This window comes from Streptomyces sp. CT34 (genome assembly GCF_000805335.1).
In the GTDB taxonomy this organism is placed as follows: Bacteria; Actinomycetota; Actinomycetes; order Streptomycetales; family Streptomycetaceae; genus Streptomyces.
On sequence record NZ_KN708638.1, the window covers coordinates 4,482,911 to 4,502,233 of the forward strand.

Below are 19,323 nucleotides of genomic sequence, written 5' to 3' on the forward strand. Positions count from 1 at the left end.
GCCCCGGTTTTACCCCTTCGGCTTCACATGCCTGCGGGCGAAGTCGAGTTCCAGGCGGACCTGCTTGATGCGTTCCTCCACCACCAGGGAGCCGTGGCCGGCGTCGTAGCGGTAGACCTCGTGGGGGTGGCCGCGGTCCTCCAGGCGCTGGACGTAGTTCTCGACCTGCTGGATCGGGCAGCGGGGGTCGTTGACGCCGGCGGAGATGTAGACGGGGGCGCGCACCGCGTCGACGTAGGTCAGCGGGGAGGACGCCTCGAAGCGCTCGGGGACCTCTTCCGGGGTGCCGCCCATGAGTGTGCGGTCCATGGCCTTGAGGGCTTCCATCTCGTCGTTGTAGGCCGTGACGTAGTCCGCCACCGGGACCGCGGCCAGGCCCACCGCCCAGGCGTCCGGCTGGGTGCCCAGGCCCAGCAGCGTCAGATAGCCGCCCCAGGAGCCGCCCGCGAGCACCAGCCGCTCCGGGTCCGCGAGGCCGGAGGAGACCGCCCACTCGCGCACCGCGGCGATGTCCTCCAGCTCGATCAGCCCGACACGGTGCTTGAGCGCGTCCGTCCAGGCGCGGCCGTAGCCGGTCGAGCCGCGGTAGTTGACGCGGACGACCGCGAAGCCGTGGTCGACCCAGGCGGCCGGTGAGGAGGCGAAGGCGTCGCTGTCGTGCCAGGTCGGGCCGCCGTGGATGTCGAAGACGGTCGGGAAGGGGCCCTTGCCGGGGGGCTGCTGCACCAGGGCGTGGACACGGCCGCCGGGCCCGTCCACCCAGGCGTCGGTCATCGGGACCGATCCGGGGGCCTTCATACCGGGCGGGTCCAGGACCACGGCGCCGCTCGTCGACCGGACCTCCGGGGGCCGGGCCGCGGACGACCAGAGGAACTCGACCGTCCCGTCCGGGCGGGCCGTCGCGCCGGAGACCGTGCCGGTGGGGGTCTCGACCCGGGCCATCACGGGCCCGCCGGTCCGGGCGCCGTCCGCGCTGCCCGGTGTGCCCAGGTCGTAGCGCCAGAGTTCGCTGCGGGCCTGGTATTCGTGCTCGATCAGCAGCGCCGATCCGTCCGGATACCAGTCCGCGCTCACATCGCCGGGGAGGTCGATGTCCAGGGCGGTCTCCACGCCCGTCAGCGGATCCCAGATCATCGGCTCCCAGTGGCCCCGCCGCTGATGCCCCACCAGGAGCCGGCTGTCACCGTCCACCGGCGCGAACCCCATTACCGACAGGCCCAGTTCCTCGGTGCCGCCGTGGGTGTCGTCCAGCTCGGCGACGGTCGAGCCGTCCGGGCGGACGACGCGGATGGCGGAGTGCATCGCATCGCCGTGCTCGGTGTGCTCCACGGCGATCAGCGAACCGTCGTGGGAGAGGTCGCCGACACCCGCCGATTCGCGGTGGCGGTAGATCTCCACCGGCGGCTCCCCGGGCCGTACGAGGTGGACCGTCGAGCCGTCCTCGTCCGTGGAGCGGCCGATGACCGCCGTGCCGTCGCGGCCGATGGCCAGCCCGCCCGGATACGAGGGGGCGAGCCCCGGCGCGGCCGGTTCGTCCGCGCCGCCCGCGAACGGCTGCCGCATCCACACGCCGAACTCGTCGCCGTCGGTGTCGGAGAACCACCAGATCCACTTGCCGTCCGGCGACAGCGTCCCGTCCGTGGTGCCGTGCGGGCGGTCGGTGGCCTGCCGCTGGCCGCCGGTCGTGCGGTCCCAGGCGTAGAGCTCGAAGGTGCCGGTGGCGTTCGAGACGAACAGGGAGCGGTCCGGGGCGTACTCGGCCCATTCCGGCAGCCCGATCCGCGGGGCGCGGAAGCGCTTCTCCCAGTCCGGCAGGCCGGCGGCCGGACCGGTCGACCCGGTCGAACCGTCAGCTGCGCCGCCGGCGCCACCCGGAGTCCTGTCCGCGGCGGTGGCGGCGGAATCGGGGGCGGGCGGGGGCGGATCGGCGGGGGTGTGGCCGGGGCCTGTGGTCTCGTCAGTCATGGGGCCATTCTGCGCCCGCCGCAGAAAATGCGTTGGCGGGGTCGACAGGCTGTGGATAACTTCGCGCTATGCGACATCACACGCCCGATGACTGGCGCGAGGTGAACCGTGCGAGATGGGACGAGCGGGTGCCTCTCCACACCGCGAGCGACTTTTACGACCAGGACGCGTTCCGGCGGACCCGGGACGTCATTCGCGATTTCGAGGCCGCGGAGGTCGGTGACGTCACCGGCCGGAGCCTGCTCCATCTCCAGTGCCACTTCGGCCAGGACACGCTGTCGTGGGCGCATCGCGGGGCGGACCGCGTCGTCGGCCTGGATTTCTCGGTACCGGCGATCGAGGCGGCCCGCGAACTGGCCGCCGAGTTCGGCTACGGCCCGGACCGTGCGTCATTCGTGGCCGCCGACGTCCATGACGCCGCGGAAGCCGTCCCCGACGCCGCGTACGACATCGTCTACACCGGCATCGGCTCGGTGAACTGGCTTCCGGACCTGGTCCGGTGGGCCGGGACCGCAGCGTCGCTGGTCGCCCCCGGCGGGTTTCTCTATCTCGCCGAATTCCACCCGTTGTGCGATGTGCTGGACGACAAGACCGGATCGCGGGTCAGCCATGACTACTTCCGCCTGGAGGCGTGGGACGAGGACGCTCCTGGCAGCTACACGGACTCCGGTGCGGTGACGGTCCACAACAGGGCCGTCGAATGGCAGCATTCGCTCGGGGATGTCATCAGCGCGGTGGCGGGTTCCGGACTGCGTATCGAATTCCTGCATGAGCACGACATGACGATGTTTCAGCGGTTCGACGAACTGCGAAGGGACGACGACGGGTTCTACCGGTTTCCGGAGGGCCGGCCCCGCATTCCGCTCATGTATTCCCTGAAGGCGACCAAGGCGACCAAGGCGGTCTGAGGCGGTTTGCGACGCGGTCTGCCACGTGTTCTGCGATGCGCTTCGCGACGTGTTCTGTGACGTGTTCTGTGACGTGTTCTGCGGGGCGGTTCGTGACGTGGTCGGTGGCGGTGGAATGCGCTGCGGGATGCTGCCCGTGGTCTGCCCCCGGGGGGTACCGGAATTGCTCCGGTGCCCGCCGGATACTGTGGTGGACGCCCCGGTCGGGTTTGTCCGGCCGCCGACAGCGGAACAGGACCGTCAGCGGATCAGGGCCGTGGGTGAGGCAGGACCGTCAGCGGCCGTGAGTGGGGCAGGACCGTCAGCAGGGCAGGGCGCGCAGGACGGTGCCCGCTCTGCGCGGCCGGCCACGCCGACGCCGACGGGCACTTCAGACAACCCCTTCGGACGACGGCTCCGAAGGACGACTTCACGGGGGTTCAGGTGCGCGTGCGCAGAGGGATGGCCGGTGCCGCGGGGGCGAGCGTGCTCATGCTGCTGGCCGCGGGATGCGGCGGCGCGTCCGCCGGCAAGGCGGCACCGGGGGCGTCGTCGCCCGCCGTCGTCCCCGCCAAGCCGCTCCCCATGGAGTCCGCGGCCCGTACGGCAACCTGGACCGATACCGACCACAAGGCGCACCCGCTGCAGCTCAAGCCGATCCGCCTGGCCCGCGGCGACCAGTCCGACCTCGCGCACATCCGGCTGGACGACGGCCTCAAGGGGAAGGTGCCGTACTACCTCACCTTCTCCTACTCCAACGCCGGCAAGGAGACCGTGAAGGGGCTGTACCCGGAGCGGAACATCTCGGTCACCGGGGCGGACGGCCAGGACGGCCGGCAGGTCTCGCTGTTCCGGACCAACCCGTTGGCCACCGACTCCGGCCTGCCGCCTGAGTGCCGGGAGCCGGGGAAGGCGGAGCTGGCCGCCGGTGAGACCACGGCCGAGTGCGTGATCTTCATGCTGTCCAAGGGCCAGAAGCCGGCAAACGTCTCCTACAAGGACGACGGCGGCGACACCGTGCTGTGGCAGATCGGCGGCGCCCAGGGGGGCGCGGCCGGCGTGCTGCCCGCCAACAAGCCCGCCGACGCGGCCACGACGGACAGCGAACGGCATACGGTCACGGTCCTGGCCACCCCGAAGAGCGTCCGCGCCGGGTCCCTGGCCGATCTGAGCCGCTTCAACCTGGACGCGGACCAGAAGAAGCTCGTCCCGTACTACGTGACGGTGGAGTACAGGAACACCGGCAAGTACGACCTGCTGCCGAGCATGAACGACAGCCTGACGCTGACCAGCGTCAGCCGTCAGCAGGCGCGGAAGATGATCCTGCTGGACATCGGCGGCCCCGGGGTCGCCCAGTGCCCCGAGGCCACGCCCCACAAGATGGTGAAGCCGGGTGCCACGGTGACCGAGTGCACCATCCACATGCTGCCGAAGGGCGATCCGCCGGCCTCGCTGACCTTCCAGGGGAACGGGGACGGTGACCAGCCGGTCACCTGGCGGGCGACACCGGACGGCGCGAAGTAGCGGAAAGAGAAGGAAAAGAGAAGGAGAAGCAGAGGGAGAGGGAGAGGTAGAGAGGTAGAGGGAGAAAAGTAGAAGGGTCCGTTCCGCCGGCCTCCCTGCGACGCCTCCGCCCTCCCCCTACTCCCCCCGGCTCTCCCCCTTCTCCCCCCCGGCTCTCCCTCTATTTCCCCTCCGCTACCCCTCAGCGCCCCGCCTCGCCAGCAGTGGTCCGATGTCCGGGGCATGGCCGACCACCGAGTGGAAGGCCGCCATCGGGTCGACGCTGTTGCCCCTGCTGAGCAGTTCGCGGCGGAAGATCTCGCCGCTCTCGCGGACCGTCCGGCCGTTCTCCCGGAACCAGCGGACCGTGTCCGCGTCCAGTACTTCCGCCCAGCGGTAGCCGTAGTAGCCGGCCGCGTAGTCGCCGCCGAAGACATGGGCGAAGTAGCCGGTCCGGTAGCGCGGGGGGATCGCGGGCCGGGCCAGGCCGTGGCGCTCCAGAGCGGCGGCCTCGAACGCCGCGGTGCCGTCCTGGTCCGGCAGTTCGGTGGCGGGGAGGGTGTGCCAGGACCAGTCCAGCAGCGCGGCGGCCAGGTGCTCGACGCTGTCGAAGCCCTCGCCGAACCGTTCCGCCTCGCGCAGCCTGGCCGGCAGTTCGGGCGGCATCGGCTCGCCGGTGCGGTGGTGCCGGGCGTAATGGGCGAGGACCTCGGGCCACTCCGCCCACATCTCGTTGACCTGGGACGGGAATTCGACGAAGTCGCGCGGCACCTTGGTGCCCGCCAGCAGCGGGTAGCGGACGTCGGAGAACAGCCCGTGCAGCGCGTGCCCGAACTCGTGGAAGAGCGTGATGACTTCGGGCCAGGTCAGGAGCACGGGTTCGCCGGCCGGCGGCTTGGGGATGTTCAGGTTGTTGACGACCACGGAGCGTTGGTCCAGCAGCCGGGACTGGAGCACCAGCTCGTTCATCCAGGCGCCGCCCCGCTTGGACTCCCGGGCGTGGAAGTCGCCGATGTACAGGCCGACGGGGCTGCCGTCGGCGTTGTGCACCTCGAAGACCCGGGCATCCGGGTGGTATGCCACCAGATCGGGGCGCTCGGTGAAGGTGACCCCGTAGACCAGGGTGGCGGCGTGGAAGACGCCGTCGCGCAGGACCCTCTCCAGCTCCAGATAGGGGCGCAGCGCGGCGGCGTCGAGGTCGAACCGCTCCTTGCGGACCCGCTCGGCGTAGTACTGCCAGTCGGCCGCGCGGATCTCCGGCACGCCCGCCGCCTCCGCCAGCGCGGCGCCCTCGCGCTCGGCGTGGGCCAGGGCCGGGCCGATCAGCCTGCCCAGCATCTCCTCGACGGCTTCGGTGGTGCCGGCGGTCTGGTCGGCGACCTGCCAGGCGGCGTGGTGCGGGTAGCCGAGCAGCGCGGCGCGCTCGGCGCGCAGCCTGGCCACCGCGACGGCGAGGGGCCCGTTGCCGGTGAGACCGCGCTCCAGGGAGGCGGTGAGCAGCCGCTCGCGCAGTGCCGGGTCCTCCAGGGAGGCGAGCTGCGGCGGGTTGCTGAAGTTGCGCAGGCCGAGGACGTAGTGGCCGTCGTGGCCGAGCTCCCGGGCGCTCTGGGCCGCGGCGGCGATCTCGTCCTTGGGCAGCCCGGCCAGCTCCTCGGCGCGTTCCACCACCAGCGCCGCCGCCGCGGTGTCGGCCCGCAGGTTCTTCCGGAACGCGGCACACAGGGTGGCGATCTCGGCGTTCAACTCCCGTAGCCGGCATTGCTGTTCGGGTGCCAGCCGGGCCCCGGCCCGGACCCGCAGGGTGTGGTGGCGCTCCAGCAGCCGCCGCTGCTCGCCGTCCAGCCCCAGGTGGTCGCGCTGCTCGTGGAGCGTCTCCAGCCGGGCGAACAGGGCGGCATCGAGGAGTACGGCGTCCTCATGGGCGGCCAGCCGCGGGACGATCTCGGCCTCCAGCGCCTGCGTGGCGTCATCGGTGTCCGCGTTCGCCTTGTTGAAGAACACCCGCGACACCCGGTGCAGCACCGCGCCGCTGCGCTCCAGCGCCTCCACGGTGTTCTCGAACGTCGGGGGCGCGTCGGCGCACCCGATGGCGGCGACCTCGGCCAGCTGGTCGGCCATGCCGCGTTCGAAGGCGGGCAGGTAGTGCTCGTGCCGGATACGGGCGAACGGCGGGAGTTCATAGGGAAGTTCACTCGGCACGAAGAAAGGGTTCGGCATCGGGGGAGCGGCATCGGCGCCCGCCGGCGCGGGGGCCGCGGAAGCCGGCGGGGAACTCTTCGCGGAAGTCATGACACGCGACACTACGCGCGGGAGCGGCGGCCGGTGGGGCGGTTGTGCACCGGCAGTTGGCGGCGCGTCGCGGGTCACCGGGGCCACCGGGACGGGGGCGGCCGGAGCGAACCCGTGGGCCGGGACGGCGGCGCCGTCCGGGGTGGCCACCGGGCGGGCGCCCCAGGGCGGTGGCGGCCAACACGCTTACCCCGGGGCTCGGTTCGGCCGCTGCGGCCGTCCTTTCCCTCCGACGGCGCGCAGCAGCGGCAGCTGCGTCGCGAGGACGAAGAGGCAGAAGAGCGTGATGGGGGTCAATCCGACGGGATGCAGCAGCAACGCCGGATCCCGGTGCACCTGCGGCCAGTTGAGGATCCAGTTCGCGGTGGCGTCCAGCACCATGACGCCGCCGGCCAGCGGCACGCCGGCCGGCCGCACCCGCGCCACCAGCACCACGAGCAGCGGATCGAGGACCAGCAGGCAGGCGAAGAACACCCGCAACGGGAGCGGGGCGAAGGCCGCATAGCCATGGATCCCGTCGCGCGCCAGGCCGACGATGTGGAAGCAGGCGGCCTGGAAGAAGCCGATCCCGTACACCGCGAGCGTTCCGCGCACCCACCGCGGCTGCTCCCGCCACCGTTCGCGTATCCCAGGTCTCACCGGGCCAACGTACCGGGCCAACGGACGGTATGCGGCTGCCGGGTGGGGCCGTCAGGCCGGTGGGCGGCCCTCCGGCGGGAGCAGGGTGGCGAGCCCGTCGAGGAGCCATTCCAGGACCTGCTCGAAGGACTGGGGTTCCGGGGCGTGGCGCCGCGGATCGGTGGCCCAGCTGATGAAGTGGGGGTGCTCGCCCGCGGCTGCGATGCGTTCGATGTAGGGGGCCGCGGCGGCCTCCAGGTCGCTGTCGGAGTGGAAGCCCACCCGGGCGCGCATGGTCTGTTCCTCCAGCAGCGCGAGCCCGGAACCCAGGACGTGGCCGAGCACGGTCTTGACGAACCCCATGCGGGTGGTCGCGTCGAGTCCGAACGGTGCGAGTTCGGCGAGCGCGGTGTCGTAGAGGCGGAGGGCGTTGGGCCCCATGGGGGGACGGCTGAAGGCGAGGCGGGCGAACCAGGGGTGGCGCTGCACCGCGTCCCAGCCGGTGCGGCCGAGTCCCTGGAGCGCGCGCCGCCAGCCGTGTCCCCGCGGCACCGTGATCTGGCCGTAGACCCGGTCGGTCATGAGGTCGACCAGGCCGTCCTTGCTGCCGACGTAGCGGTACAGGGCCATGGGGCTGCGGACGCCCAGCCGTGCGGCGAGCGCCCGCATGGTGATCTCGGCGGGCACCTGGTCGTCGGCCAGCTCCACCGCGGCGTTCACGATCCGCTCACGGCTGAGCTGCTCGGTGGCGCGCGGGGGCGCGGGCTCGTCGAACCACACCGGCCCGCCAGGAACGGGCCGGCGCTCGGAAGAAGTCATGGTGCTCCACTCTACCGTTGGTGTACGTTGTCCACCATGAGTGGACAACGTACACAGACTCGTGCACAGGCTCGTACGCGGACTTCTGAGGTACTCGTGGTGGGCGGCGGACTGGTCGGCCTCACCACCGCGTTGGTGCTGCGCCACCACGGGGTGGCGGTGACGGTGGTGGAGAAGCGGTCGACCACCTCGCCGCAGCCCAAGGCCCGCCGCTTCCACATGCGCAGCATGGAGATCTTCCGGGAACTCGGACTGGCCGAGCTGGTCCACCACGCGGCACGCGATCTCGCCGGCCACGACCGCATGGCCGCGGGACGGACACTCGCCGAGGCCGAGCAACTGCCGCCGTGGCAACCGGCGGGCCCGAACGGGGGCGTCGTCGACGTCAGTCCGGAGGGCGCCTGCCTGATCGCCCAGGACGTACTGGAACCGGTACTGCGCGAGGCCGCGGCCGAGGCCGGGGCCTCGGTGCGCTTCGACACCGAGCTGGTCGCCTTCGAGCAGCACGACGACGAGGTGGCCGCCGACCTTCTCGACCGCGGCAACGGGGACCGCTCGCGACTGCGGGCACGCTACGTGGTCGCCGCCGACGGCGCCCGCAGCCCCATACGCCAGGCACTGGGCATCGCCCGCTCGGGCCGCGGGCCCATAGGCGACCCGAGCGTGAACGTCTACTTCCACGCCGACCTCGGCGAGGTCGTCCGCGGCCGGGAGTTCAACCTCTGCCAGATCGAGCACCCCGACGCGCCCGGCGCACTGGCATCGGTCGACGGCCGGCGCCGCTGGGTGTTCATGGGCAGCGGCAACGCCACCGACCGGGACTGGCCCGCCGTGCTCCGCGCCGCCCTCGGCGTGCCCGCCCCGGACCTCGAAGTCCGCAGCGTCCTGCCGTGGCAGGCCGAAATGCTCGTCGCCGACCGCTACACCGCCGGCCGCGTCCACCTGGCCGGCGACGCCGCACACGTCATGCCGCCCTTCGCCGCCAGCGGTGCCAACACCGGAATCGCCGACGCACACAACCTCGGATGGAAACTCGCCGCGGTCCTCCGCGGCCACGCGGCACCGGCGCTGCTGGACAGCTACGACGCGGAACGCCGCCCGGCCGGCTGGTTCACCGCCGACCAGTCAAGTCGCCGCACTCTGAACCTCCGTGACTGGGCGTCGGCTCCCGACCCCGCACTCGCCCACCCCTACGTGCTGACCGTGGGCGGATTCCAGTACACACACGGGGCCCTCTTCAGCGCCCCCGAGCAGACCAACGACCCCGAACCCATCACCGAGTTCAGCCCCGCCGGCCGCGTCGGCACCCGCATACCCCACCGCTGGCTCGACCGAGCCCGCACCCGGTCGACACTCGACCTCGCCGGACCCGGCTGGGCCCTGCTGACCGGCAACCGCAGCCCGCAACCGCACCCCAAGCCCGGAAATCCCGGGCATCCCGGCCACCCCGGCCTCACCGTGCACCGCCACGACGTGGACTTCCTGCCCGCCGGACAGTCCCTGCTCATCAGGCCGGACCAGATCATCGCCTGGCGGGGCACGGACCCCGCCGCGGCCACCGAGGCGCTCACCGCCCTGCTGAACGGCCGGAGCAACGCACCCGAGCAGCTCGCCGGAACCCAGGCCCATGCGTTCGGCCACCCGTTCGCATCCCGGGCCAGGGAGGAAGAGCCGTGCGCCGAGTAACTCAGCCAGAGGGGAGGCGGCCAGGCGCTCTATGACGGAGGCGGGGCCCTTACCCGTTCCCGTGCCCCGAGGCGGGTCTCTGCCTGTTGGTAGAGGCGGGTCGTCCGTAAGGTGCAGGGGATCCCCGTACGAAGCCGCCGATAATCGACGGCATGTCGTCCAGCGCATCACCAGCTGCCGAGAACCGCCTGGCCCGCGGTCCCTTCGCGGGGCCCGATGAGCGGGGGTGGCAGTCGTGGCGGGCTGGGGGTGAGGCGGTTCTGGCCGCGGTGGTGGTGCTGCTCACCTACCTGGGCGAGTCGTGGATCGAGGCCAGGCTGGCGGGTCGGGTGCCGGCTCTGGCGGTCGTCGGCATCGCGTTGGTGGTGGTGCGGCGCCGTTTTCCGGTGGTCGGTGTGGTCGGGCTTGCGGCGCTGATGGGGGTGGCGCCCGCGGCGGCGTTGCTGACCGCGGTGGCGGCCTACACCGCGGCCCGCCAGCGGGAGACGCCGCGGCGGCGGGTGGGGCTGCTGCTCGGGGCGGCCGGGGGGGCGATGGTGGCGTGTGCGGTGTCCGCGCCGGTGCTGGGGGTGGGCAGTTGGGTGTTCGGTCTGGCGCTGGGTGCGGTGCTCGCGGTGACCACGGTCGTGTTGCCCGGCCTGGTGGGTACCGCCGCGGGGCAGCAGGACCGGCTGTTGCGGGCGTTGCGGGAGCGTACGGCCGCCGCGGAGGAGGCGCGGCGACTGGCGGACAGCGAGGCGCGGGTGCGCGAGCGGTCGCGGATCGCCGCGGAGATGCACGATCTGGTCGGGCACCGGCTGAGCGTGGTCTCGCTGTACTCGGACGGGCTGGAGCTGGCGCTGCGCAAGGAGGCGCCCGGGCTGCGGGACGAGGCCGTCGTGGTGGGCCGTGCCGCCCGTGAGGCGATGCGGGAGTTGCGGGAGGTGCTGGGGGTCCTGGGCCCGGTGGGGCGGGACAGCGGAGCCGACGCGCTGACGGATGCGACGGGTACGCGTGAGGACGTCGAGGCGCTGGTCGAGGAGTCGCGCCGCGGCGGCATCCCCGTCGAGTTCTGCTGGGAGGGGCCCGATCTCGATGGGCGGCCGGCCAGGGTGCGGCGGGCGGTGCACCGGGTGGTGCGCGAGGCGCTGACCAATGTCCACCGGTACGCGGTCGGAGCCCATGTGACCGTTTCCGTCCGCCACGCAGGTGAGCGGGTGGAGGTGCGGGTGCGCAACGGTGTGCCGCCCGTGGCGACCGCCGCGGTGACCGGGCTGGGCACCGGGCGGGGGCTGATCGGGCTGCGGGAGCGGGTGGCGCTGCTCGGCGGTGAGCTGGAGGCGGGGCGGACGCCTGGTGGCGGCTTCGCCGTGACCGCCGGCATCCCCGCCGAGCCCGCGCCCGGTGCGGAGCCCCCGGCGGCCGGGCCGTATGAGGAGGCGCCGGGCGCTGCGGTCGGGGAGTCCGGCCGCGGGCTGACCGCCTTCCAGCGGCGCCTGGGCGGTGCCGTCGTCGGGCTGGTCGGCCTGGCGGGGGTGGGCGTGATGATGCTGTTCGGGCTCGTTCTGGTACGCGGTGCACAGCTCGGTGCCCAGTATCGGAGCAACGAAAAGCCACGGGTGGGGATGGAACGGGAGCGGGTGGAGCGGGCCGTGGCCTTCGACTCCGGTACGGTGCGCGCGGCCGCCGCCGGGCGTGAGCCGGCGCGGCCGGCCTCCGCCACGGACTGCCTGTATCCGTACGTGGACGGCGAGCCCAGTGCCGGGCGGCTGGAGATCGTCCGCTACTGCTTCCGGGCCGACACGCTGATCGCGATCGACCGGTTCACCGTTCCGATGGTCACGGAGAAGTGACCGAACCGCCGCAGGGGAGAAGGACACATGACCGACCAGGCCAACTCCGCGGGCTCCGGGGCGGGTTCCGCGATCCGGGTGCTGCTCGCCGATGACGAGGAGATGATCCGGCACGGCATCCGGCTGATCCTCCGGCACACCGACGGCATCGACGTGGTGGGCGAGGCGGTCAACGGTGCCGAGACGGTCCGGCTGGCCGCCGAGCACCGGCCCGATGTGGTGCTCCTCGACATCCGTATGCCCGTCCTCGACGGGTTGGCGGCCATCGAACCGCTGATCGCGCTCGATCCCAGGCCGCAGGTCGTCATGCTCACCACCTTCGGCGACGAGGAGAACGTCACCCGGGCCCTGCGGGCGGGTGCCACCGGATTCCTGCTGAAGGACGAGGGTTCGCAGGAGCTGATCCGCGCGGTGCGGGCGGCGGCCGCGGGGGATGCCGTGCTCTCGCCCGGTGTCACCGGGATGGTGATCCGGCGGATGCTGAGCGGCGGCGGGGCCGGGGCCGCTGCTCCGGAGAGCCGGGTTGTGGGGCTGACCGGCCGGGAGCGGGAGGTGCTGGTCATGCTGGGCGAGGGGCTGTCGAATCCGGAGATCGGCAGGCGGCTCGGTATCGGTGTCGGGACGGTCAAGAGCCACGTCCGGTCGATCCTGGAGAAGACGGGGTGTGGCGGCCGGGTGCAGGCGGGAATGCTGGCGCATCAGGCCGGGCTCATGGGCTGAAGCACCGGCCGGGCTCATGGGCTGAAGCACCGGGCCGGGGCCGCCTGCTCTGCCAACAGACAGAGCAGGCGGCTCTGTCTGTTGGCAGAGGGGCCGTGGTCCGCGAGGGCGAGGCAGCGGCGGCCGTCTGCCCTGTTGACAGGCGGCGTATTCACGACCTCAGGGCGACGGATTCGGGTGGGTGCCGCGGCCACGATGGTCGGGAGTTCGCACCCCTTCCAGGAGCACCTATGCCGCAGCATGCCACGGCCGCCACCGGCCTCCGCGCCCCGTCCGTTGCCGCCCGCGCGACGGGGCTGACCAAGGTCTACGGCGAGGGCGAGACCCGCGTCATCGCCCTGGATACGGTGACGGTGGAGTTCGGGCGGGGCCGGTTCACCGCGATCATGGGCCCGTCCGGTTCGGGCAAGTCGACGCTGATGCACTGCATGGCGGGGCTCGACGCCATCTCCGGCGGGTCCGCTCGGATCGGTGACACCGAGCTGTCCGGGCTGAAGGACCGTCAACTCACCAGGCTCCGGCGGGAGAAGATCGGCTTCGTCTTCCAGTCGTTCAACCTGCTGCCCACGCTGGACGCCCTGGAGAACATCACGCTGCCGCTCGATATCGCCGGCCGCAAGCCCGACCAGGAGTGGCTGGAGCTGATCGTGGGGACGGTCGGTCTGGCCGGGCGGTTGCGGCACCGTCCGTCGCAGCTGTCCGGTGGCCAGCAGCAGAGGGTTGCCGTGGCCCGTGCGCTGGCCGGGCGTCCGGAGATCGTCTTCGCGGACGAGCCGACCGGCAACCTCGACTCCCGGTCCGGCGCGGAGGTCCTGGGCTTTCTGCGGGATTCCGTCAGGGAGTTGGGGCAGACGGTGGTGATGGTCACCCACGATCCGGTGGCCGCCTCCTACGCGGACCGGGTGGTCTTCCTCGCCGACGGACGCGTCACCGACGAACTGTCCGACCCCACCCCCGAGACCGTGCTGGACCGGATGCGGCTCTTCGACGCCCAGGGGCGGACGAGCTGACGCGGCCCGCAGCCGCTCACCGCCCCGTAGCCCGCAACCCGCACCCGCGCTCTGCCCCTCGCACCCAGGACGGAACCGACCACCATGCTGCGTACCGCCCTGCGCAACGTCCTTGCGCACAAAGCCCGATTGATCATGACCGCGCTCGCGGTCCTGCTCGGCGTCGCCTTCGTCGCTGGCACCCTCGTCTTCGCCGACACCACCGCGAACGCCTTCCGCAACGCCTCCGCCCAGAGCCTCAAGGGCGTGGCCGTCTCGGTGCGGGCGGATGAGGCCACCACCGCTCCCGACGTGGCTGTCCCCGATACGGCAGGCGGCAAGCCGACCACCGCCCTCGACACCGCGCTGGTGCGGAAGATCCGCCAACTGCCCGGCGTCGACTCGGTACGCCCCACCGTTCACGGCCAGGCCACCCTGGCCGGCAAGGACGGCCGGCCGGTCAACGCCGACACCAACGGGCAGAAGCTGGCCACCAATTACCAGCCCGGCCGGGACGGCAATGACGGCCACTACCCGCTGAAGGAGGGCCGCGGCCCCACCGCCGAGGGCGAGTTGGCGCTGGACGCCAAGACCGCCGCGAAGGCCGGCTACCGCATCGGCGACACCGTCCGCTTCGCCACCGACGGGCCCGCGCTGACCAAGAAGCTGGTCGGCATCGTCTCCACCGACGACCCCCAGGTCACCGCCGGCGGCACCCTCACCCTCTTCGACACCCGGACCGCGCAGCAACTGTTCCACCATCCCGGCCAGTTCGACGAGATCACGGTCTCGGCCACCCCGGGGACCGACGAGCATGCGTTGACCGACCAGGTCCGGGCGCTGCTCCCCGGCAACGGAGCCAGGGCCATCAGCGGCGCCGAACTGGCCGCCGAGCAGTCCGCCCAGATAGCCAAGAACACCGGTTACCTGACCAAGACGCTGCTGGTCTTCGCCGGAGTCGCGCTGTTCGTCGGCGTGTTCCTCATCGCCAACACCTTCACCATGCTGATCGCCCAGCGCAGCCGGGAGATCGCGCTGCTGCGGGCGGTGGGCGCCGCACGTCGCCAGGTCGTCCGCTCCGTCCTCATCGAGGCCGCCCTTCTCGGACTCGTCGCCTCCGCCGGCGGGTTCGTGCTCGGCCTGGGCATCGCCGCCGCCATGCGCCCACTGCTCAACACCACCGGTGCCGCGCTGCCCGACGGACCGCTGGTCATCACGCCCGCGGCCCCGCTGGCCTCGCTCGCGGTCGGCGTCGTCATCACCGTTCTGGCGGCCTGGCTGCCGTCCCGCAAGGCCGCGAAGATCGCCCCCGTGGCGGCGCTCAGCAGCGTCGACCAGGCACCGCCCGCCCGCGCCCTACGGGTCCGCAATGTGCTCGGCACGCTGCTCACCGGGGCCGGGGTGCTGGTGATGCTCTACGTCTCCACGCTCAAGGGCACCAAGGAGTCGAACCTGATGGCCGCGATGCTCGGCGGCGTACTGACCCTCGGCGGCGTGATTGTGCTGGCCCCGCTGCTCTCCCGCCCGGTGATCACGCTGGCCGGCAGGGTCACCACCCGCTTCTTCGGCGTCAACGGCAAGCTGGCCAGGCAGAACGCGCTGCGCAACCCGCGCCGCACCTCCGCCACCGCATCCGCCCTGATGATCGGGCTCGCCCTGATCACCGGCCTGACCGTCGGCGCCCACTCCGCCCAGCACGCCATGGCCAACGAGGCCACCGCGGGCCTGACCGCCGACTACAAGGTCAACTACAACACCACCCGGGGGCTCGACGCGGACGCCGTCGGCAAGATCGCCCGGGTACCGGGGGTCGCCGCGGCCGCCCCCGTCACCACGGCGCAGTTCGGCACGCATGGCGAGCACGCCGTCATCACCGGCACCGACCCGGAGGCGTTCGGCAAGACCGCACGGCTCGACTTCCACGCCGGCTCGCTGCACGACATCGGCCCCGGCAGGATCGCGGTCTCCGACGACTTCGCAGGGAGAGCCGGGCTCCAGGTCGGCGCCACCCTCGACGCCACGATGGGCAGCGGCATGGACAGCGGCAGCGGCAAGGCCACGAAGCGGAAGCTGACCGTCGTCGGCATCTACGCAAAGACCCGCACCGTCGACGACGCCCTGGGCACGCGCGCCGACGTCCTCCCGTACTCCGTGACCAAGCAGTTCGACAACGTGCTGGTCAAGGCCGAGCCCGGCAAGGCCGCCGGCCTTGAACGCACGATGCGCGCCGCGCTCGGCGACAGCCCGCTGCTGAAGGTCCGTTCCCAGGAGCAGCTGATCAAGGACAACAACGAGGAGGTCACCACGGTCCTCAGCATGATGTACGGGCTGCTCGGCATGGCCGTCGTCATCGCGATCCTCGGCGTCGTCAACACCCTGGCCATGTCGGTCTTCGAACGTACCCGCGAGATCGGGATGCTGCGCGCCATCGGTCTCGACCGCTCCGGCATCCGGCAGATGGTCCGGCTGGAGTCGGTGGTCATCTCACTGTTCGGCGCGGTCCTCGGGATCGGTACGGGCACCTTCCTGGCCTGGGCCGCGGGCGGCCTGACCACGACCTCGATGCACGACTACGAGACGGTCCTGCCGTGGGACAGGCTGGCCGTCTTCCTGCTCCTGGCCCTGATGATCGGCGTCCTGGCCGCCATCTGGCCGGCCCGCAGAGCCGCCCGCCTGAACATGCTGCGGTCGATCCAGGCGAGTTGAGCCCTTCAGTCCAGGGGAGCCACCCCGCCTGCGCGTCCGGCGGCGCGTGACCAGCCCCCTGAACAAGCCCTCGCACGCCCTCACAAGCCCTCTGAAGAGCGGCGCGGCCGACAGGCGGCCGACGCCCGAGAAGTTCCCAGCAAGTTCCCGACAAGTCAAGGAGATTCGCGTGTCCACCACACTGTGCACCACCCCTGCTCGTCGAGGCCGACGGAGGACCGCTCTGATCGCGGCCGCACTCGCCACCACCACGCTCACCGGCATATCGCTGGTCGGCTCGCCCAGCCCTGCCCACGCTGCCGACGGCAACACCTACTTCAAGTCCGAACAGCAAGTCATCGACTACCTCGGCAAGAGCCTGCCCTTGAACCAGAAGGAAGCCATCAAGGGCTACCCGGTCAACGGTCAGGACTCGGGGAAGGTCAAGCTCGACGATGTCGAGAAGGTCTACCCGCACGATCAGGCGCTGAAGGACGTATCGTCCAAGCTGGGCAGCGGATTCAACCTCCCGTCGTCCGTCCCCACCGAGGGCCCCGACATCCGCAAGAGCAGCAGCGACGACAAGGAGCCGTGGCTGAGCAACTGGGACGCCAAGTCGATGTGCGGCCAGCCCAATCACCACCCCGACGGTGAGTCGATGCCCTGCGGCTTCGTCGGCGTGCTGGAGCAGAAGTACCCGAGCATGCACCACTCGGTACCGTCGATGGGCAAGACGACGTTCGACTACAAGTTCGGGGCCACGGTCGGCCAGGACACCAGCCAGACCAGTGGCTGGTCCGCCGGTGGAAAGGTCACCTCGGAACTGACGACGCCCGGTGGGCCGGGCGGTGGCAAGGCCGGCACCGAGATCAACTTCACCTACAGCGAGTCGACCACGACCACCAACAAGTGGACGACCATGACCGAGCAGACCAACCACTACGACGTCCCTGACGGAGTGACCGGCTATGTCGATGGGCGTGCCAACGGCGGCAAGTACATCGGCTACATCGTCTACAAGCTCGACTTCACCGACGGCAGCGGCCACCGGAAGCAGAAGATGGTCCTCATCCCGGCCCGCGTCCTCATCCAGGCGCCCGGCAGCTCGACTCCGGAGACGTTCGTCAAGCGCCAGCAATAGCAGCGGCAGCACACCTCCCGTGAACTGACCGGTTCCCTGAACTGACAGGTTCCCTGGACTGACTGGCGGCCCCGCGCGCCCCTTGCGGACTGACCTCTGCTGCGGACTCACCTCTGCCGCGGATTCGCATGGCGCGGTGCCGGCGATCCAGCCGCGCGACACGGCACCGCCCTTCATACCCCGACAAGGGGCGCTCTTGGAGGGCGATGTCGTGCGCGGCTGGCATGAACCGACGACACTCTCCGGCGGCCGGGCCACGCCCGATGCCGCCACCGAGGGCACCCCGGGCGCACCGCGTACCGAAACCACGCGCCCGCGCGCAGACGCGGATGTCCTGGCGCGCCCTCGCCCTCCCCCACGTGAATTTCTGCCCCTTGGCGACCGCTGTCTACCGGTCTGTCTGGCACGGCACTGGCACGGCGGGCGATGCGGCCCCTGGCTCGGAGTCGTCGGGGCGGCCCTCCGGCGCCGCGGGACGCGTTTCACTTCGCGGTGTGTCCGCGGACCGTGTCGCGGAAGGTGATCGGGGTCTGGCCGGTGCGTTGGTGGAAGTACTTGCTGAAGTGGGTCGCGTTGGAGAAGCCGAGGCGGTCGGCGATGCGGGCGGCGGTCTGGTCGCTGTGGGCCAGGAGGCGCTTGGCCTCCAGGACGACGCGGCGGTCGATGAATTCCTTGGCGCCGAGGCCGGCGGCGGCGAGTGTGGCACGGGAGAGGGTGCGGGCCGAGTAGCCGAGCGTTTCGGCGTAGTCCTCCACCCGGCGGGTGCGCGGGAAGTCCTTTTCCACGGCATCGCGGAAGCGCAGGTAGGCGGCGTCGGGTTCGGGGGCGGGGCTGCCGGCGGGTGCGGTGAGGTGGGCCAGTCGCAGGACGAGGACCGCGAGCAGGTGGCGTAGGGCTGCGGTGTGGATCTCCAGGGGCAGGCGTCCAAGGGCGTGGAACTCGGTGGTGAGGTGGTCGGCGGCCAGCCGTAGGGCCGCTTCGTCGTCGGGTAGGGGGCGGCGCAGGATCGGAGCGTGCGGGTCTTCTATGCGGGCGCCGTGCGTGGTGGCCGGGTCGAGGAAGTCCTGGCGGAAGAGGATCAGGGTGCCGTCGGCGTTGGTGAGGTCGCCCCACTGCTGGACCTGGCCGGGGCGTACCCAGAGCCAGGAGCCGGGGTCGAGGGCGTAGGCGGTGAAGTCGACCGTGTGCCACAGGGTCCCGCCGGTGAGGGTGATCAGGTGGTGGAAGTCCGGGCGTTGGGGGGCCGCGAGCTGCTCTGCGGGAACCCGGTGGCGCAGGTCGGCCAGGGACAGCACTTCGACGCCGGTGGGGGTGCCGGCGGGCGCGGCGAAGGAGATCTCCGGGATGCCGCGATCGGCATCGTGTCGCTTTTTGGCCATCGTGAGTCGCCAGCGTATCCGATTCGGCCTTCTCACTGCCCATAACTTGGGGGTGTCAGCTCGTCCGAAGTCGAGCCGATGTCGGAAAGCAGTAAGACACGTCGGAAAGCAGTGAGAGAGGAGGAGTGTGGTGGCTTCGGTGGAGTGTGCCTCGCTGACGTACGCCTTCGACGCGTACTGCCCCTGGTGCTACGGCTTCGGCCCGGCGCTGCGGGACTTCGCCGAGGACAACGCACACCGCATCCGGCTCAGCGTCGTCTCAGCCGGCCTCCACACCGGTGCCCGGGCGCTGCCCGTGGCGGCCTATCCGCACCTGCCGGCCGAGCGTGGCCGGATAGCGCGGCTGACCGGTGTCGTCTTCGGCGCGGGCTACGACGGTGCGCTGGCGCGGGGCACGGCTGTGCTCGACTCGGTCGCCGCGGCGGCGGGGCTGGCCGCGCTGCGCGACCAGCCAGGCATCAGCGAACTGGACGCGGTCGAGGCCGTGCAGCGCGCGTGGTTCGTCGACGGCCGCAGCCTGTCGGACGCCGAGGTCTACCGAGACATAGCCGACGAGCTGGGTCTGGACGCGGACGCCGTGACCACGGCATACGCGTCCCCGGCCGGCCGGGTGAAGGCCCACGCCGACTTCCGGACGCTGCGCCGCCTGCGCGTCACCTCCTACCCGACGCTGCTGCTGCACACCGCACACGGCGCCGACCAGATGGGCGGCGCGGCCTCCACGGCCGCCTCCCTGACCGCCGCCCTCGACCAGCGCCTGACCACAACCATCCCCCAAGCCCCCATCCCACCCCTGACCTGACACCTGAC

General features: G+C 71.6%; 14 protein-coding genes. 9 read left to right on the forward strand and 5 right to left on the reverse strand.

Features of this window, described 5'->3' with window-relative positions; all coding sequences use genetic code 11:
- Nucleotides 1–9: 9 nt before the first annotated feature.
- Nucleotides 10–1,965 carry a S9 family peptidase gene (locus tag RZ84_RS19605; RefSeq protein ID WP_241777770.1) on the reverse strand — a complete coding sequence of 652 codons (1,956 nt, stop codon included), beginning with the start codon at nt 1,963–1,965 and terminating at the stop codon, nt 10–12.
- A 68-nt stretch (nt 1,966–2,033) separates the two neighbouring features.
- Between RZ84_RS19605 and RZ84_RS19610 the strand changes: the two genes are divergently transcribed.
- Both RZ84_RS19610 and RZ84_RS19615 read left to right on the forward strand, forming a co-directional pair.
- Nucleotides 2,034–2,873: a class I SAM-dependent methyltransferase gene (locus RZ84_RS19610; RefSeq protein WP_043265383.1), complete on the forward strand. Its 840-nt coding sequence runs from the start codon at nt 2,034–2,036 to the stop codon at nt 2,871–2,873.
- Between the two features lie 423 nt (nt 2,874–3,296).
- Nucleotides 3,297–4,376 (forward strand): hypothetical protein, encoded by a 1,080-nt coding sequence (locus RZ84_RS19615; protein ID WP_241777771.1) that lies wholly within the window; start codon nt 3,297–3,299, stop codon nt 4,374–4,376.
- Between the two features lie 174 nt (nt 4,377–4,550).
- Here RZ84_RS19615 and RZ84_RS19620 read toward each other — a convergent pair whose 3' ends face one another.
- The 3 genes from RZ84_RS19620 to RZ84_RS19630 all read right to left on the reverse strand — a co-directional run bounded on the left by RZ84_RS19620 (nt 4,551) and on the right by RZ84_RS19630 (nt 8,081).
- Nucleotides 4,551–6,572 carry a M3 family metallopeptidase gene (locus RZ84_RS19620; protein WP_107068141.1) on the reverse strand — a complete coding sequence of 674 codons (2,022 nt, stop codon included), beginning with the start codon at nt 6,570–6,572 and terminating at the stop codon, nt 4,551–4,553.
- Between the two features lie 258 nt (nt 6,573–6,830).
- Nucleotides 6,831–7,283 carry a hypothetical protein gene (locus RZ84_RS19625; RefSeq protein ID WP_052230034.1) on the reverse strand — a complete coding sequence of 151 codons (453 nt, stop codon included), beginning with the start codon at nt 7,281–7,283 and terminating at the stop codon, nt 6,831–6,833.
- A 51-nt stretch (nt 7,284–7,334) separates the two neighbouring features.
- Nucleotides 7,335–8,081, reverse strand: a complete 747-nt coding sequence (locus tag RZ84_RS19630; protein WP_043265385.1) for a TetR/AcrR family transcriptional regulator — start codon at nt 8,079–8,081, stop codon at nt 7,335–7,337.
- A 36-nt stretch (nt 8,082–8,117) separates the two neighbouring features.
- On the opposite strand from RZ84_RS19630, the gene RZ84_RS19635 reads away from it, so the two are divergent.
- The 6 genes from RZ84_RS19635 (at nt 8,118) to RZ84_RS19660 (ending at nt 17,134) form a co-directional block, all read left to right on the forward strand.
- On the forward strand, nt 8,118–9,767 hold the full coding sequence (locus tag RZ84_RS19635; RefSeq protein WP_277816878.1) for an FAD-dependent monooxygenase: 1,650 nt from the start codon (nt 8,118–8,120) through the stop codon (nt 9,765–9,767).
- Between the two features lie 152 nt (nt 9,768–9,919).
- Nucleotides 9,920–11,599: a sensor histidine kinase gene (locus RZ84_RS19640; protein WP_043265386.1), complete on the forward strand. Its 1,680-nt coding sequence runs from the start codon at nt 9,920–9,922 to the stop codon at nt 11,597–11,599.
- Between the two features lie 27 nt (nt 11,600–11,626).
- Nucleotides 11,627–12,319 (forward strand): response regulator, encoded by a 693-nt coding sequence (locus tag RZ84_RS19645; protein WP_043265387.1) that lies wholly within the window; start codon nt 11,627–11,629, stop codon nt 12,317–12,319.
- 230 nt (nt 12,320–12,549) lie between these two features.
- Nucleotides 12,550–13,329, forward strand: coding sequence for an ABC transporter ATP-binding protein (locus RZ84_RS19650; RefSeq protein ID WP_043265388.1), 780 nt, complete (start codon nt 12,550–12,552; stop codon nt 13,327–13,329).
- An 84-nt stretch (nt 13,330–13,413) separates the two neighbouring features.
- Nucleotides 13,414–16,014, forward strand: a complete 2,601-nt coding sequence (locus RZ84_RS19655) for an ABC transporter permease (protein ID WP_043265389.1) — start codon at nt 13,414–13,416, stop codon at nt 16,012–16,014.
- Nucleotides 16,015–16,183: 169 nt separating this feature from the next.
- The gene (locus tag RZ84_RS19660) at nt 16,184–17,134 is read left to right on the forward strand and encodes a hypothetical protein (RefSeq protein WP_043265390.1); all 951 of its coding nucleotides are present in this window, start codon (nt 16,184–16,186) and stop codon (nt 17,132–17,134) included.
- Between the two features lie 482 nt (nt 17,135–17,616).
- Here RZ84_RS19660 and RZ84_RS19665 read toward each other — a convergent pair whose 3' ends face one another.
- Complete coding sequence (locus tag RZ84_RS19665; RefSeq protein ID WP_043265391.1) at nt 17,617–18,513, reverse strand: helix-turn-helix transcriptional regulator; 897 nt, start codon at nt 18,511–18,513, stop codon at nt 17,617–17,619.
- A gap of 130 nt (nt 18,514–18,643) precedes the next feature.
- Between RZ84_RS19665 and RZ84_RS19670 the strand changes: the two genes are divergently transcribed.
- Entirely contained in the window at nt 18,644–19,315 is a 672-nt protein-coding gene (locus tag RZ84_RS19670; protein ID WP_241777772.1) for a DsbA family protein, read from the forward strand.
- Nucleotides 19,316–19,323 lie beyond the last annotated feature (8 nt).